At 64.7% G+C, this 14,799-nt stretch carries 13 protein-coding genes; 3 read left to right on the top strand and 10 right to left on the bottom strand.

Annotation, left to right across the window (positions count from 1 at the left end; all coding sequences use genetic code 11):
• Nucleotides 1-70 precede the first annotated feature (70 nt).
• Both FOS14_RS07050 and FOS14_RS07045 read right to left on the bottom strand, forming a co-directional pair.
• Nucleotides 71-769 (bottom strand): sterol desaturase family protein, encoded by a 699-nt coding sequence (locus FOS14_RS07050; RefSeq protein ID WP_221936670.1) that lies wholly within the window; start codon nucleotides 767-769, stop codon nucleotides 71-73.
• A gap of 29 nt (nucleotides 770-798) precedes the next feature.
• Entirely contained in the window at nucleotides 799-1,521 is a 723-nt protein-coding gene (locus FOS14_RS07045; RefSeq protein ID WP_143769556.1) for a FadR/GntR family transcriptional regulator, read from the bottom strand.
• Between the two features lie 70 nt (nucleotides 1,522-1,591).
• On the opposite strand from FOS14_RS07045, the gene FOS14_RS07040 reads away from it, so the two are divergent.
• Nucleotides 1,592-2,002, top strand: coding sequence for a VOC family protein (locus tag FOS14_RS07040; RefSeq protein ID WP_143769555.1), 411 nt, complete (start codon nucleotides 1,592-1,594; stop codon nucleotides 2,000-2,002).
• A 21-nt stretch (nucleotides 2,003-2,023) separates the two neighbouring features.
• Here the strand turns inward: FOS14_RS07040 and FOS14_RS07035 are convergent, their stop codons facing one another.
• From FOS14_RS07035 to FOS14_RS07005, 7 genes are all read right to left on the bottom strand, one after another.
• Nucleotides 2,024-2,236, bottom strand: a complete 213-nt coding sequence (locus FOS14_RS07035; protein WP_143769647.1) for a hypothetical protein — start codon at nucleotides 2,234-2,236, stop codon at nucleotides 2,024-2,026.
• Between the two features lie 124 nt (nucleotides 2,237-2,360).
• Nucleotides 2,361-3,086, bottom strand: coding sequence for a TetR/AcrR family transcriptional regulator (locus tag FOS14_RS07030; protein ID WP_255450132.1), 726 nt, complete (start codon nucleotides 3,084-3,086; stop codon nucleotides 2,361-2,363).
• 10 nt (nucleotides 3,087-3,096) lie between these two features.
• Nucleotides 3,097-3,795 carry a hypothetical protein gene (locus FOS14_RS07025; RefSeq protein ID WP_255450131.1) on the bottom strand — a complete coding sequence of 233 codons (699 nt, stop codon included), beginning with the start codon at nucleotides 3,793-3,795 and terminating at the stop codon, nucleotides 3,097-3,099.
• Nucleotide 3,796: 1 nt separating this feature from the next.
• Nucleotides 3,797-5,488, bottom strand: coding sequence for an ABC transporter family substrate-binding protein (locus FOS14_RS07020; protein ID WP_143769554.1), 1,692 nt, complete (start codon nucleotides 5,486-5,488; stop codon nucleotides 3,797-3,799).
• Nucleotides 5,489-5,984: 496 nt separating this feature from the next.
• Nucleotides 5,985-7,844, bottom strand: coding sequence for an ABC transporter ATP-binding protein (locus FOS14_RS07015; protein ID WP_143769553.1), 1,860 nt, complete (start codon nucleotides 7,842-7,844; stop codon nucleotides 5,985-5,987).
• Complete coding sequence (locus FOS14_RS07010; RefSeq protein WP_143769552.1) at nucleotides 7,841-8,758, bottom strand: ABC transporter permease; 918 nt, start codon at nucleotides 8,756-8,758, stop codon at nucleotides 7,841-7,843. Before FOS14_RS07010 ends, FOS14_RS07015 begins: the two co-directional genes overlap by 4 nt.
• 1 nt (nucleotide 8,759) lies before the next feature.
• Nucleotides 8,760-9,737: an ABC transporter permease gene (locus FOS14_RS07005; protein WP_143769551.1), complete on the bottom strand. Its 978-nt coding sequence runs from the start codon at nucleotides 9,735-9,737 to the stop codon at nucleotides 8,760-8,762.
• A gap of 174 nt (nucleotides 9,738-9,911) precedes the next feature.
• On the opposite strand from FOS14_RS07005, the gene FOS14_RS07000 reads away from it, so the two are divergent.
• Nucleotides 9,912-10,736 (top strand): HAD family hydrolase, encoded by an 825-nt coding sequence (locus FOS14_RS07000; RefSeq protein WP_143769550.1) that lies wholly within the window; start codon nucleotides 9,912-9,914, stop codon nucleotides 10,734-10,736.
• A gap of 92 nt (nucleotides 10,737-10,828) precedes the next feature.
• On the opposite strand, the gene FOS14_RS06995 is transcribed toward FOS14_RS07000, so the two are convergent.
• Nucleotides 10,829-12,937 (bottom strand): N-acetylmuramoyl-L-alanine amidase, encoded by a 2,109-nt coding sequence (locus tag FOS14_RS06995; RefSeq protein WP_255450128.1) that lies wholly within the window; start codon nucleotides 12,935-12,937, stop codon nucleotides 10,829-10,831.
• A gap of 279 nt (nucleotides 12,938-13,216) precedes the next feature.
• Here FOS14_RS06995 and FOS14_RS06990 point away from each other — a divergent pair, with 279 nt between their 5' ends.
• Nucleotides 13,217-14,797 carry a SpoIID/LytB domain-containing protein gene (locus FOS14_RS06990; RefSeq protein WP_185981650.1) on the top strand — a complete coding sequence of 527 codons (1,581 nt, stop codon included), beginning with the start codon at nucleotides 13,217-13,219 and terminating at the stop codon, nucleotides 14,795-14,797.
• The last annotated feature ends 2 nt before the right edge of the window (nucleotides 14,798-14,799 follow it).

Below are 14,799 nucleotides of genomic sequence, written 5' to 3'. Positions count from 1 at the left end.
ACACGACTCGGCCGGAGCGACGGGATCCCGTCTATCCGGACACGTTTTGTCGGCGCAGTTGCGCGACCGGCTAGCGGTTTCCCAACGCGTGCAGGTTCTTCGCGGTTGGCGAGGTGGGCACCGTCGCCGGATCGGGGTAGGTTCGCAGCACCCGATCAGCCGTTCCGGCCGTGGTGATGCTGAACCAGAAGTGTTCGTTCTTGTAATGGTGCAGCCGGTGGTTGCGCCAAATTATCTTGTACAGCCGACCTTTCGGCTTGTAGTCGGTGTGGATCAGGTAGTGCGACCACTCGTAGATCATGCCGAGGACCGCGACGCCGAGGATGTAGGTCAGCGCGAGACCCGGACGCGGGAAGGCGAGAAATCCGACTGTGAGTACCACCGGGATGATCCAGAGCAGCGCTTGCCACGGAATGAAGGTGAGCGGGATGTCGCGTGGATTCGCGTGGTGCTCGCGATGTTTGCGGGCCAGCAGCGGGTCGATGAGGTGGCCGGCGAATCGGCGTGGCCGCCAGTGCAGGATCAGCACGTGCACGATCCACTCGAAGAAGGGGAATCCGGCCACCATCGCCGCGGGCACGATGGCGTCGGTGAGCTGCCAGTCGCCGACGCTGAGTCGCGCGACCAACGCGCCGACGAGCAGGGACGCGATCACCCATGGCGACGGGTGCCGCCAGAATTCTCGCCAGACAGTCGAGAGATCGGTGCCGCGCCGGCGGCCGCCCGTAATGGCTGCCTCGTCCGCACGAAGTCGCGCGCGGGCCCGCATGTCGGTCTCGCGCTTGCTCGTCTGTTCGGTCATTTCTGGTTCTCCAACAGGGTGAAGGCGGCCAGGAGCGTCGCGGTGGCGGGTTCGAGCAGTTCTCGCGCGGCGATTTCGGCGGCAGCGGGATCCGCGGCCACGATCGCGTCGGTGAGTTTGCGATACGCGTCGAGGTTCCCGACCTCGCCGGCCATGGCCGCCGCGAGTGCATCGAGCGCCGGTTCGTACGCGGCCCGCAGGGTGTTGTACATCAATCGAAAGACGATGGAATCCGCGCCGTCCACGACCCGATCCCAGAAGGCCAGCGCGGCGCGCTGCTGAGCAATCGGGTCGGACGCAGAGGCTAGCTCCTGAATAGCCTCATGCAGAACGTCTTTCATAGCGGCGCCGCGACGGTAGGCGGCAAGTTCGGCCACTTTGGGTCCGTTGTGTAGTCGCGCTTCCAGAATGCTGCGCGCCACCGCGACATCGAGTTCGCCGCCGCGCAACAGCAGTGCCGGCAAGAGGTCGAGGCCCGCGTGGCGGCGAAAGTCCCGCACGGTGGTGTTGTCGCCCTGACGAACCTCGACGAGGCCCGCGGCGGCAACCCGCTTCAGCGCCTCGCGTACCGCCGGGCGAGACACGCCGAGTACCTCGGCGAGCCGTCGTTCGCTCGGCAGCGCCTCGCCCGGCGAAAGGCCGCCGCCGAGAACCTCGCCGACGATCTGGTCGAAGACCTCCTCGGGAACCGAGCGGCGACTGACGGGCTGTAGCGGCATGGACCTAGTCTCCGTCGAATACTCCGATTGGTCAAGTGGTCAGACCACCATGTCGTGCGAGGATCACCGTATGCAGCAGCGCATCAACTTCGTCACGTTGGTAGTGCAGGATCTTGCGGTCAGTCGGAACTTCTACGTATCCGGTCTCGGCTGGACCCCGGCCCTCGACGTGCCCGGAGAGGTGCTCATGTTCGCGGTGGCGGACAAGGTGGTCCTGTCGCTGTGGGCGCGTGAGCACGCGGAAGCCGAAATAGGTCCGGTAAACGCCGGTGGCGCGGCGCCATTCACCCTCGCGCACAACTGCGCTGAACCGGCCGGGGTCGACAACGTGCTCGCGGACGCAGGGCGGGCCGGTGCGCAGGTGAGCGCAGCGCGACAACGCGAGTGGGGCGGCTACTCGGGCTACTTCGCCGATCCGGACGGATTCCGGTGGGAGGTTGCGTTCAATCCGCACCCGATCGGGGGCATCACGCTCCCGTAGGGCTACTAACCGGGCCCGCGCCTACTGACTCGGCTGAGGCACGTTGCAGTTTTCGACCTTCGGATTGACGCCGAAGTAGTTCAACGGACCGGCAAGCACGGTCACCACGATGGTGCCGAAGTCTGCACAGTTCATTTTTTGATCGCTGCTGAAATAGTCACGCTGGCCACAGGCGATCGCGCCGATGATGAGCCAGATCAAAAGCAGGGTGCCAAGAAGTCCGCCGGTACGCATCATCGTCAGCCTTTCACGCTCAACGCCAGGCCAATGGGGAACTGGAACGCCGGTAACGCTGTACACAAATTACCTGCATGGGTGTCCGATGTGGGAAGTTATGCCTAAATCGAGACGCGACGAACTAGCGGTGTCTGCGCTGTCGCGGTCCGAGCAGCTCGATTCGATCGAGTAGGTTCTCCAGGCTCTCCTCGAATTCCTGCGCGGCAGTGTCAACGGTCAGCTTCGGTTGTAGCCGTTGCAGGTTGGGATAATCGGCGAGGTCGAGCTCTTCAGGGAGGTCGGCCGCATGCAGCTCGTCCGCCCCGAGCTCGATGCCCTTGCCGGCAATTTCGAGCAGTAGGTCGCCGAGCAGAAATGTGGTGTAGGCGCGATACGCGGCTGCGGCCCCCGAGTCGCTGAAGCCGTGCCCGATAAGTGTGTCGAGAAACGACTCCAGCCAGCGCAGGCTGCGCAGCGGCGGGCGAATCCACGGGGCCTCGGGCGGCCGGGTCGCTATCAATGGGAACAGCTCGGGATGATTGAGCGCGATGCGTCGCGTCCCGTGCGCCAACCGAATCAGGTAGTCCTGCCAGCTGTCCTGACTGTGACGCTGGGCGAGGTTCTCCTCATAAAGCCGATCGACAATTCGATCGACCACCCCGCTGAGCACGTCATCACGACCCGACACGTATCGATACAGCGCCATCGCCTCGACGCCGCATGCGGTGCCGAGACGCCGCATCGTCAGTCGGGCAACGCCGGCCTTGTCGATCAGTTCGATTGCCGTGTCGATGATGAATTCGCGGGACAGCCGAGTCTCGCGACCGCGCACTGCGCGGCCGTCGCCCCCGAGCGAACCACCGGTCACACATGGGAGTTTAGGACGGGTCCGATCCGGCGATGGCAGCAAGCCATATTCCGACGCCGGCAGCGACCAGACAGGACAGCGCGAAGGTGAGCACCCCGCCACCGCGCAGGTACACCCACAGCCCGCCGATGATCGGGGCGGGCAAGGCGAACTGGGCGTCCAGTATCAATCTGCGGGGCAGCCGCGCCACCTGTGCGCCGCGCTCGCGGCTCTGCGGATCGGCGCGCGCAGGATTGTCGATCAGCGTTCCCGCCGGTTCGCGTTCCCGCAGCTTGCCGGCGGCGAAGAGGCGGTGGCCGTCGATTCGCACGAGCGGGCGAATGCCGGTGCGCACGAGGGTCGCTGGAGTCGGCGAGGGAACCGTCACCAGCACCGGGTCGAAATAGACCGGCATCCACCGTGACCGTTCGCCGTCGTCAATCTCGACCCACGACCGGCTGCGAAGCCCGCGTTGCTGCCGCACGCGCCGGACGGTGACTGCCGACGATTTCCCGACCGGATGCACGAGCGCGGCCAGCAGTGTGTAGCCGCTACCGATCGCGATGATCAGCGACACCAGCAGCAGCACGCTCACGTCATCGGCCGCGCGGGCGGCGACGACGGGGTCGGTATCGGCGGTGGCCGTGACCCGGACGCCAGCCAGCACGCAGCAACCCAGCAGGACATACGACGTGACCATTGCCGGATAACGCAGCGGGTGGCGGGTCACGCTACTTCAGGAAGCCGATCGTCGTGTAGTCGAGCGAGGCCAGACCGGTGGCGCCGAAGTTGGCCAGATTGGCCCGAACCCCGACGTTGCCGGGCGACTGCATCAAGGGCAGCGAATGTCCCTCGGCAAAGACCGCCCGGTCCACCTGGTTGGCCAGGTCGATGGCCTTCTTCGGATCAAGTTCGGACACCGTCTTCTCGATCAGGTCGTTGAGTTGCGGTGAGCCGATGCGACCGTAGTTGCCTTGCAGGTCATTCGGGTTGTAGCCGTACACCTGGAAGATGCTGCCCAACGGGAAGGCGTCGCCCACCCAGGAGAACTGGGCGATATCGAAATTGCCGGGCTGAATGACGTCTGTGAAATAGCCGGCACCGGGCTTGGTCTCGATGTTGAGCTTCACTCCGACCGCCGCGAGGTTGGCCTGCACAATCTGGGCGATTTGCACCCACGTCACGGAGTTGTACATGACATCGCGGATTTCCAGCTTGCGGCCATCCTTCTCGCGGACCGACCCGTTGAGCTTCCAGCCCAATTCGTCAAGTTGCTTCGCTGCTGCCTGCGGGTCGAACGCAACCGGTGCGGAGTTGTCGCGGTAGCCGTCCTGGCCCGCCAGATAGATGTGATTGTTCAGCGGTTTCGGATCGTTGATCAGGCCGTTCTGGATGGCGGTGGCAATGCCTTGCCGGTCGATGGCCTTCGAGATCGCGACCCGCAGTTTCGGATCGGCCAGTATCGAACCGGGGGCTCCGTTAAACGTGATGGCCGACCACTGGGTCGCCGGCGCGCGGCGGACCGCGATCCCCGGCGTCTCCTGCGCTGTTTTCACCTCGTCGATGGTGCCCAGCCCGACGGCGTCGATCTCGTTGTTCTGCAGTGCCGGAACCCGCGCGGAATCATCGAGAACGCTGAAGGTGATGTTGTCGAGCTTCGGCTTCGCGCCCCACCACCGCGGGTTGCGGCCGAGAGTGATCCGGTTCTGCCCGCGATCTATCGAGGTAATCACGAACGGGCCCGAGGTGAGCGTGATGTTGTCGCGCAGGCTGTGGTTGAACGACTCCGGATTTGCCGTCACCGACTTCGGGTAGAGCATCGAGTTGCCCGCGAACTGGCCTTTCCATTCCGCGTACGGCTTGCTGAAAGTGATGATCGCCTGGCGGTCATCGATACCGCGCTCAACCTTGGCCACCCGGTCGAAGCCATAGGTGAGTGCGATCAGGAAGGAGGGGTCGCGGCCGCTCATGGCATTGGCCTGCGACGCGATGTCTTCCCACGTGATCGGGGTGCCGTCGGACCACACGGCCTTCGGGTTGATCGTGTAGGTGACCTGCTGCGGGTTGGTGTTGGTGAGCGCGATGTCGGTGAAGTAGTTGTGATCCACGCTCAGTCGGCCCGCGGCGTCGCTCACGAACGACCGCGGCATCATCGGCCGGACCACCGCGGCGATCTCGGCGTCGTTGCCGTCGTTGGACAGCGTGTTGAAGTTGGCCGGGAATGCCGATAGCGCGAGGCGCAGATTGCCGCCGTCCCGGAGATCGCTGACCGGGTGCGGATTGATGTCATTGCTGGTGCCGATCGACCCGGCACCCGAGGGCGGCGCGGTAGTGCTGCTACAACCGGCTAGCACCAATGTTGCAGAAAGAATCGGCACGGCGAGAAAGGCTGCGACACGATTGCTGGCTCGACGGATCCGCATGATCGCCTTTCGCTGCGAATTAACCTGCCCAAACAAGATTCTTGGCGAATCTTTGTGCGGCCTGGTTACACCTATTTCGAGGGAACCGTTGGCAGAATAGACGAATCCCCGAGCACGCTATAGCCGTGCTCGGGGATTTCGTGTCTATCAGCGGTTTCTCACCTAGTGGTGAGAGATCACCAGGTGCCGCCCAGCGGGGTGCCACCGAGGATGGTGCCGAAGCCGCCAAGCAGGCTCTGGAAGCTGGTGAAGATGCCGCCGCTGATGAAGCTCGAGATCAAGTTGCCGAGTGCCATTTCTTTGCCCTTTCGTCAGTTGTTGCGCGACAGGCGGTTTCCCCGACTGCCAGCCCCAAGCCGCGCTATACGACCTGGGCGAGATCACACCCGAGGTAATCGGAGTGTCTCGACGTCATCATCGTGACGGCTGCGACGGACGTTACAACATCTCCGCAAAGAAGGGCAAAAAATCACGGGAGTATTTCAATGGTCAACGATCAGGCCGTTGACCAGGCGTTTTCGGGCGGACGAGGTATGGCATCCAATAGTGCCTGGGTATAGGGGTGTTTCGGCGCGGTAAAGACATCCTCTGCGCGGCCCTGCTCGACGATGCTTCCGTTATGCATCACTGCGACGTCGTGGGCGAGGTTGCGAACCACCGAAAGGTCATGGGAGACGAACAGATAGGCGATGCCCCGCTCTCGTTGCAATTCACGCAACAGGTTCAGCACGCCCGCTTGGATCGAGACATCCAGCGATGACACGGGCTCGTCGAGCACGAGGATCTCGGGGTCCAGGGCGAGCGCGCGGGCGATACAGATGCGTTGCTTTTGGCCGCCGGAGAAGTCGGCCGGGTAGCGCTGCGCATGCTCGGGCCGCAAGCCGACGAGTCGCAGTAGTTCCGGCACGCGGGCCCGGATCTCCTGCTTGCTGCGACCGTCGAGTCGCAGGGGTTCGGCGACGACGTCGTGGATGGGCAACCGCGGATCGAGCGACGCGGTGGGGTCCTGAAAAACGATCTGCATACGCCGACGCAGTGTGCGGCGTTGTTGCCGGGACAGCGTCGCGACGTCGTGGCCGAGAACCTCGATGGTGCCGGCTTCCGGCGCGGTGAGGTTGAGCAATTGGGTCAGCGTGGTGGACTTGCCCGATCCGGACTCGCCGACCAGGGCGAGCGTGTTTCCTGCGTGCAGTTCGAGGCTGATGCCGTCGACCGCGTGCACCTCGCCGCGCTTTCGGCGAAAGACCACACCGCTGGTAATGGGATAGGTCTTGCGCAGGCCGTCCACCCGCAGCACCACGTCGCCGCGCGTCCGTTCCGCCGCTGGCGTCGATGGCACCTCGAATGCGGTCAATCGCTCCACGAGCGGCACCGGGTGATCGGCCCAGTTCCCGGGGATGCGGATGCACGCAGCGCGATGGTCGGTTCCGTCTACCGCCACCAGCGGCGGTTCGGCCGCGTTGCACGCATCGATAGCCAACGGGCAGCGGGGCGCGAACGGACATCCGGGCGGGAGATCATGCATGGCCGGGGGCGCGCCGGCGATCGGTATGAGCGGTTGGCGAGGCGGTGAGTCGAGTCGCGGGATCGAGCCGAGCAGGCCGATCGTGTACGGCATCTGCGGTTCGGCGAAAATCTCGCCGACCGTGGCAGATTCGACGATGCGCCCGGCGTACATGACCAGCACCCGGTCGGCGATGGTCGAGGCAACACCCATGTCGTGGGTGATCATGACGACGCCCGCGCCGGTGAGGTCCCGGGCCTTGCGCAGCAGGCTCAGGATCTGTGCCTGCACCGTCACATCGAGCGCGGTGGTCGGTTCGTCGCAGAGGATCAGCGCCGGGTCGTTGGCGATGGCCATCGCGATAACGACGCGCTGACGCATGCCGCCGGAGAACTCGTGCGGAAACGCACGGGAGCGTTCGCGTGCATTGCCGATGCCGACGAGATCCAGCAACTCGATCGCGCGCTCGGCCGCCTCCGCGCGGTTCTCGGCGCGATCGTGCACGAGCAGCGCCTCGGCGATCTGGTCGCCGACCCGGTAGACCGGCGTCAGCGCCGACAGTGGGTCTTGGAACACCATGCTCACGGTGCTGCCGCGCAACCGGGACAGCTCGCGATCGCCCATACCGAGCAGTTCGCGACCCTGCAGGCGGATGGAACCGGTGATTCGGGCATGATCGGGCAGTAAGCCCATCACGGCGAGCGCGGAAACCGACTTGCCCGAACCGGATTCGCCGACGATCGCGACGACCTCGCCCTCGCCGACGGAGTAACTGACGCCGCGCACCGCGCTGATGCGGCCCTCTTCGCTGGGGAAGGTGACGGTGAGGTCGGCAATGTCGAGAACGCTCATTGCTTGTGCTTCCGTGCCCGCTTGGCCGACGGGTCGAGGGCGTCGCGCAACCCGTCGCCGACGAGGTTGGCCGAGAGCACTGTGATGACCAACAGTGCGCCGGCGAACAGGAAGAGCCACGGGTAGGTCAACGCCGACTGGGTGCCGACCGCGATGAGCGAACCGAGCGACACATCGGGTGGCTGGACGCCGAATCCCAAGTAGCTCAAGCCTGTTTCGGCCAAGATCGCCGCCCCGACATTGAGTGTGGTGTCGATGATGAGGATCGAGGCAATGTTCGGGACAATATGGGTGGCAATGATTTTGGGTGTAGACGCACCCATGTATTTGGCGGCGACCACGAACTCGCGCTCACGGAGACTCAGCGTCATGCCGCGCACCATGCGGGCGGTGATCATCCAGCTGAAGACCGTGAGCAAAACGATCAGCAGCGCAATCGATCCCGTCGCTTTCACCCGGGGAGTGGTCACGGCGATGATGATGAAACTCGGCACCACCAGCAGCAGGTCGACGATCCACATGATGACGCGGTCCGGCCAGCCGCCGAGGTACCCCGCGACCGAACCGACGATCGCCGCAATGGTCGTGGTGAAGAACGCGACGCAGACGCCGATGATCAGCGACTTCTGCAGTCCGCGCAGGGTTTGGGCCAGCACGTCATGCCCGATTTGGGTGGTGCCGAAGGGATGGTCGAGGCTCGGCGGCTTGAGCAGCGCGGTGTAATCCATCGAGTCGTAGTCGTACTTGAGGAAATGCGGCAGAACGAACGCGGCGAGGAACATCAGGATGAGGATGGCGGCGCCGAGCAGCGCGGGCCGGTTGCGGAGGAAGCGGCGCCAGACGAGGCTGCGGCGGCCGACGCTTTCGATCGGGCGCTCGGCTTGGGCGACGAGTTCGGTGTCCGGGGCCGTCACTTCAGCTCACCCGCACTCTCGGATCGAGGGCCGCGTAGACGATGTCGGACAACAGTCCCGACAACAGGATGACCAGGCCGATAAAAGAGGTAATGGCCGCAACGATATTCACGTCCTGGCTGTTGATGCCCATGACCAGCCACTCACCGATGCCGTGCCAGCCGAAGATCTTTTCGGTGAAGGTCGCCCCGGTGACCAGGGCGCCGAAACCGTACGCGAACAGCGTCGCCATCGGGATCAGGGCCGTTCGGAGGCCGTGCTTGAACAGCGCGTGGCGGCGGGTGAGGCCCTTGGCGCGGGCGGTCCGAATGAAGTCGCTGTCGAGGACGTCGAGCATGGCGTTGCGCTGATACCGGCTGTAGCTGGCGATCGACCCAAGCGCCAAGGTCAACGTCGGCAGCACCAAATGCTGTGCGCGGTCGACGAACTGATCCCAGAAGCCGCTGACGATCCCGGCCGACGATTCGCCGGTGTAGAGAAAGATTTGCTGTCCGGTTATCGAGTTAGCTTCGAGCGCACCGTATTTCAGGATTGTCGCGACGAGGAAGACTGGCGTGCTGAGGATGACCAATGAAAGTATGGTGGTGACGTAATCGCTTAGCTTGTATTGCCGAATCGCTCCGGCGGCGCCGACCAGCACGCCGACTACCGCGCCGATGATCGAACCGAGGAGCAGCAGTTTGAGGCTGGTCCAGATTCGTCGGCCGAGTTCATCCCCGACCGGTTGACCGCTGACGGTGTTGCCGAAGTTGCCGTGCACAACCCCGTTCAGCCAGGTCGCATAGCGCTGCGGGATGGGCTCGTTCAGGTGCAACTCGTCGGCCTTGGCGTCGATCACCGATTGCGGCGGGCGCGGGTTGCGTTGCTCGAGGTAGTCGAGGGGATGGAAGGCGACGGAGGCGAGCGTGAACGTCAGGAACGAGGCAAGCAGCAGTAACACGACATAGTTGGCGAGTCGTCGAAGCAGAAAGCCGACCATCGGTTCCTTTCACGTTGCTCGTAATTGTAGGAAATCGCCTGCGGTTTCCTTGCGAAGTCACCCGCACGTTGTGGACCAACTGCACTCGATCGACCGCTGTTCGACACAAAAGTTGCGGGTGACTTCGCACGGCTGCGGGCGTCCGGCAGCAAGTTGTCGGGCAGACTGTATTAAGTGACGCCTTTGGCCAAGCCGCGCCTTATCGCCAGCGATGTGGACGGCACACTCATCGACCCGGATGAGCGGGTCACTGCGCGTACGCGTGCCGCGGTGGCGGCGGCGGTTGCCGACGGCGTGTCGTTCGTGCTGGCGACGGGTCGTCCGCCACGGTGGATCGCACCGGTGGTCGACGGGCTCGGCTTCGCCCCCCTCGCGATCTGTGGCAACGGCGCCGTCGTTTATGACAGCGGCGCCGACCGCGTGCTGCACGCGGAATCGGTGGACGTCGAAACGCTGGCCTGGATTGCCGACCTCGCCTACGACGCGTTGCCGGGTTGCGGTCTGGCCGCCGAGCGGATTGGCGTCAGCGCACACGATGCGGCGACACCGCAGTTCGTCAGCTCGCCGGACTACGAGCACGCCTGGTTGAACCCGGACAACACCGAGGTGTCGGTGGAAGAAGTGGTGGCCGAGCCGGCTATCAAACTGCTCATCAGGTTGCCCGGCGCGTCGAGTGAGGAGATGCGGGCGGCGCTGAGCCCGCTCATCGCCGGGCGCGCGGACGTCACCTATTCGACCAACAACGGGCTGATCGAGGTGTCGGCACCCGGGGTGACCAAGGCATCGGGCCTGGCGCGAGTCGCGCAGCGGTTGGTGGTGCCGGCTGAGCAGATCGTCGCATTCGGTGACATGCCCAACGACGTGCCGATGCTGCAGATGGCCGGCCATGGTGTTGCCATGAAGAACGCGCATCCGGACGCCTTGGCGGTGGCGGACGAGGTCACTGCGTCGAATGCCGACGACGGCGTGGCGCGGGTGCTCGAGCGCTGGTGGACCTGACAGCTCCGGTCACCGCCGCGCGCGTTCTTGCGCCGTTGCACCCCTGAAACCCTGCGCCACAGCGCAAACTGGCGCGCGGCAACGTAGAGCGGTTAGCCGGTTGGGCTGTTGTACGCCTGGTCGTAGCTGCTGGTGTAGGTGTTGAGCAGCGTGGTCACGAAACCCGTCGCCTGGTTGAAGATCAGCGACCCGTGCTCGAAGTCGGCCCGCATCCCTTCTGGCACAACGTATTCCTCGGCCAGCGGCAGACCCAACTTGCTCGCGTCGAGGCCCATCTCGATGAACTTCTCGAGAATCTTTCCGGCCACGACGATGGTCTTTCCCGACGACGACGTGAAGACGTAGCCGTTGGCGAACTTCGCATAGTGCTGGCCTTCTTTGGCTGGCAGCAGCGGTGATTCCACCTTGCCGAGCGGGCCGTTCTCCGCCCCGGTGGCGACCCACCGCTGCGCGACCGGGTTCATGCCGTTCGCCTGCAGGAAGCCCTTGGCCACGTCGAGCAGCGGTTGCAGCGAGTTCGGGCCGTCGCCGAGCTTGGACTGCTCGGGTGCGGGGGGTGGCGCAGCGGGTGCGGGAGCCGCCGGGGGGTCGGCCGGTGCCGGTGCTGCCGCCGCAGTGGTCGGTACCGGGGGAGCCGGTGGAGCGGCGGGTGCGGGTGCGGCGGGCGGCGCCGGCGGGGCTGGTGCATCGCCGGGCGGCGTCACGGGCGCATTGGACTTGGCCTGAAGTTGCTTGGCCAGGTCGGCCAATGCCTGCATCGGCCCGCTGAGCGGTGCGCCACCGGCCTTTTGCTGCAGTCCGGTGGTGGGATCGCCGGATCCGCTGGCGTATTTCGCTGCAAGATCGCGAATTTCGTCCATTTTGGTGTAGGCCGCATCGCCCGGGCAATCGGTGTTGTCGACGTCGCGGTGCGCGAAAATGATAGGCAGATTTACGGCCTCGCCCTCCTTGTAGGGCGTGTAGGAGGTTCCTTCCGAATACATGGTGGTGTGGCCCTTGGGATCCAGGTTGGCCAGTTTGAGCCGCCAGCCCAAGAATTGGCCGACGGACTGCAGTTGGGCGTCTGAGGGCGCGACGCTGTCGAAGTTGCCGATCATCGACACCCCGACCGTGTTCTCATTGAACCCGCCGGCGTGGGCGCCCTCCACGTTCTTGTCGAGCCCGCCGTAACGACCCTCGAAGATCTGGCCGTACTTGTCGACGACAGCGTTGTAGCCGATGTCGCACCAGCCCAAGGTCTGGGCGTGATAGGCGTAGATCGCGCGCACGATCCCCGCGGAATCGGCCTTCGAGTAGTCGTTGCTGGTCGCGGTGTCGTGAATCACCGCGCCGCCCAGTCCGTCGTCGTAGGTGGGCCCTTGGCAGCGGATGGATTCGTCCGCACCCCACTGTGCCCGGGTGATGACGCGCGGTCCGCCGCCCGGCAGCGGCTGCGCTTGCTGGTCCAAATTGCCGTCGTCTGGCGATGTTCCGGGCTGGATGAGCGTGATCGACGGGTCGCCGTCGTTGGCGCTCGCGTTGCCGTTGGCGGTGGAATTGTCGGAATCGGTGCGCAACGGCTGGGAGAAGGCTGCCGGCCGGTAGCCCAGCGGTGCGGCCGCAGGGGCGGGGGCGGGCGGCGGCACGGGCGCGGACACCGGGTGGCTGATCAGCACCTGAACAGCGTTGGTGTCGCCCACATAAACGGGCTCGGTACCGAAAATGCCGTTGGGACCGGTCTTGTCAGACCCGCCGGTCATCAACGGATCGATAGTCACCCACGGCCCCCAGGTGCCGTCGGGAAGTCGAACCCGCACGTGCGCAACGGAATTAGATAGTGACTTAGCCGTGAGGGCGATCATGCTGAATGGCGAATCGCGGGTGATCTCCTTGACCGTGGCACCCAAATCGCTGACGCCCGACGGTAGTTGATCCGGACCGAGTTGGACAGGTGCAGACGTGTCACCTGGCGTGGGCGCGGGAAACAGTCCGTCGGGCAGGGGGATCTTGTCGGGCAGCTTGATCTTCTTCAGATCAGACAGGTGCAGGTCGGGCAGGTTGAGGCCGGTCAGTTCCTTGACGGGAATGACGATGTCCGGCATGGACGCGAGTGCAACCTGAGCGATCTTCGTGGGAATTGCCGCGGACGTGGTGTCGGTGTTGCGAACGTGCGATGACGACGATGCGAGAAAGTGTGCCCCGAATGGGCTGGCGACGGCCATCGCACTGACGACGCCAAGGACGATCGAAGGCTTCCGTCGACGGTGCGGCAAGAGATTCTCCCTCGGTGGTGCGGTGCCAGCGGTGGTCGATCGCAAGGCTGCGAACGCGGTATGGCTCTCAAAAACTGTGATGGCGCTGTTACTTCTGTCGCTTATCGTGCTTCAGAACGCAACATCAGTCACACTAACCACAAATACCCCAACACTCAACTATTACTTGAGACTCTGTCTCGTCGCGATGACTCGCAAGAGCACCCTCCGACCAGCCGAGGAGAACCCATGGGACGCACCAGATCCGTCCAGGTCCTGCGCCGTCCGGGCAACCCCTCGCCCGGGCGTACGCGGTATCTGCGCGGCCGCCGACACGGTCGCGGGTGGCGTCCGACCGCGATGCTGATGGTGCCCTTGCTGCTCATCGGAGCGGTCGCCATCGGTGGCCGGCTCACGATGGTGGCAATCCGCGAAGTTGTTGCGGCGCAGACGCCTTACACGTTCACCGGGCGTGGCGATGGCCATGGTCGCGGGATGGGCCAGTGGGGCGCGTTCGGCTACGCGAAACAGGGTTGGTCGGCCGATCGCATCTTGGCGTACTACTACACCGGCACCTCGTTCGGAACCATTCCGCCCACCAAGATCCGGGTGCGGCTCGAGGGGCTCGACAACAAACCGCTGGTCGTGACATCCGATGCCGGTTTCGACGTAGCCGGGCGCCGCTTCGCGCAGGGTGAGGTCGCGCACCTGACTCCTACTGCGCAGGGCGCGGACGTGACAGTCACCGACGGATGCGACGGCACGGTGGTGTGGCAGGGGTCGACCGACAACCCGTGGGTGGACCCGATCAACCGAGACCCGGACCGTCCGATCGGCGAGCACCTGAAGCTGTGCGGAACCGACACCACCTATCGCGGTTCCCTCGGTGTCGCGCTCGATGGCAAGGAATCGCGCGCTATCAACTACGTCGACGTCGAGGACTATTTATTGGGTGTGGTGCCGAGCGAGATGTCTCCGGGCTGGGCGGACCAGGGTGGCGCGGAAGCATTGCGCGCCCAGGCAATTGCGGCACGTTCGTATGCCATCGCCGAAAAGCGTTGGGATTACGCGCAAACCTGTGACACCCAGAGCTGCCAGGTCTACGGTGGCTCTGCGAAGGAAGACCCGCGCACCACGGACGCCGTTCGCTCGACCCAGGGCAAGGTGCTGATGAGCGACGGCCAGGTCTTCCGCGCTGAGTACTCCGCATCAACCGGCGGCGTCACCGACACCGGCAAGGTCGATGCCGGGGACGCGGCTGCGCCCGACAACAGCGGCTGGACCAAGACCGTATCGGCGGGAGACATCGCTGCGGCCTTCAATGTCGGAGACTTGCAATCTATTTCGGTGGAGGACCGAGATCCGGCCGGTCGGGTGACCAAGCTGAAGGTGGTGGGGACTACTGGCACCGTGGAGTGCAGCGGTGACGACGCCCGCGGCAAACTCAATCTCGATTCTGATCTTTTCGACGTGGCCGAGGGCACGAACGCGACCCCGCCACCCCCGCCTGCTCCGGCGCCCGCGCCCGCGCCCGTTCCAGAACCGGCTCCGGCGCCCGCGCAACCGCCGACTCCCGCACCCACCGGCGTCGACCCGACTGTGCCCGACCAAACGAAGGTCAATGCGGATGTTTCGGCCATTGATGCGAAGTACCAATCGACCGGCGGTGCAGCCGGGCCGCTAGGCGCGCCATTGGGGCCCGAAATGGATCTGCCGCAAGGCGCGGGCAAGTTCCGCACCTTCACCGGCGGCGTCATCATCTGGACTCAGGAACTCGGCGCCCAGGTGGTAGAGACGTCGGCGTTGTTGAACGCATTGCCCCAGAAGTAGAT

The organism is Skermania sp. ID1734 (genome assembly GCF_007489285.1).
Lineage (GTDB): Bacteria > Actinomycetota > Actinomycetes > Mycobacteriales > Mycobacteriaceae > ID1734.
Note: the sequence above shows the minus strand (reverse complement) of the source record. Positions and strands in the feature narration are given on the sequence as shown.

Excerpts from the sequence above, each read along its gene's own strand:
- FOS14_RS07050 (WP_221936670.1), bottom strand. The coding sequence starts at position 769 with ATGCGGGCCCGCGCGCGACTTCGTGCGGACGAGGCAGCCATTACGGGC.
- FOS14_RS07045 (WP_143769556.1), bottom strand. The coding sequence starts at position 1,521 with ATGCCGCTACAGCCCGTCAGTCGCCGCTCGGTTCCCGAGGAGGTCTTC.
- FOS14_RS07040 (WP_143769555.1), top strand. The coding sequence starts at position 1,592 with ATGCAGCAGCGCATCAACTTCGTCACGTTGGTAGTGCAGGATCTTGCG.
- FOS14_RS07035 (WP_143769647.1), bottom strand. The coding sequence starts at position 2,236 with ATGCGTACCGGCGGACTTCTTGGCACCCTGCTTTTGATCTGGCTCATC.
- FOS14_RS07020 (WP_143769554.1), bottom strand. The coding sequence starts at position 5,488 with ATGCGGATCCGTCGAGCCAGCAATCGTGTCGCAGCCTTTCTCGCCGTG.
- FOS14_RS07015 (WP_143769553.1), bottom strand. The coding sequence starts at position 7,844 with ATGAGCGTTCTCGACATTGCCGACCTCACCGTCACCTTCCCCAGCGAA.
- FOS14_RS07005 (WP_143769551.1), bottom strand. The coding sequence starts at position 9,737 with ATGGTCGGCTTTCTGCTTCGACGACTCGCCAACTATGTCGTGTTACTG.
- FOS14_RS06995 (WP_255450128.1), bottom strand. The coding sequence starts at position 12,937 with ATGGCCGTCGCCAGCCCATTCGGGGCACACTTTCTCGCATCGTCGTCA.
- FOS14_RS06990 (WP_185981650.1), top strand. The coding sequence starts at position 13,217 with ATGGGACGCACCAGATCCGTCCAGGTCCTGCGCCGTCCGGGCAACCCC.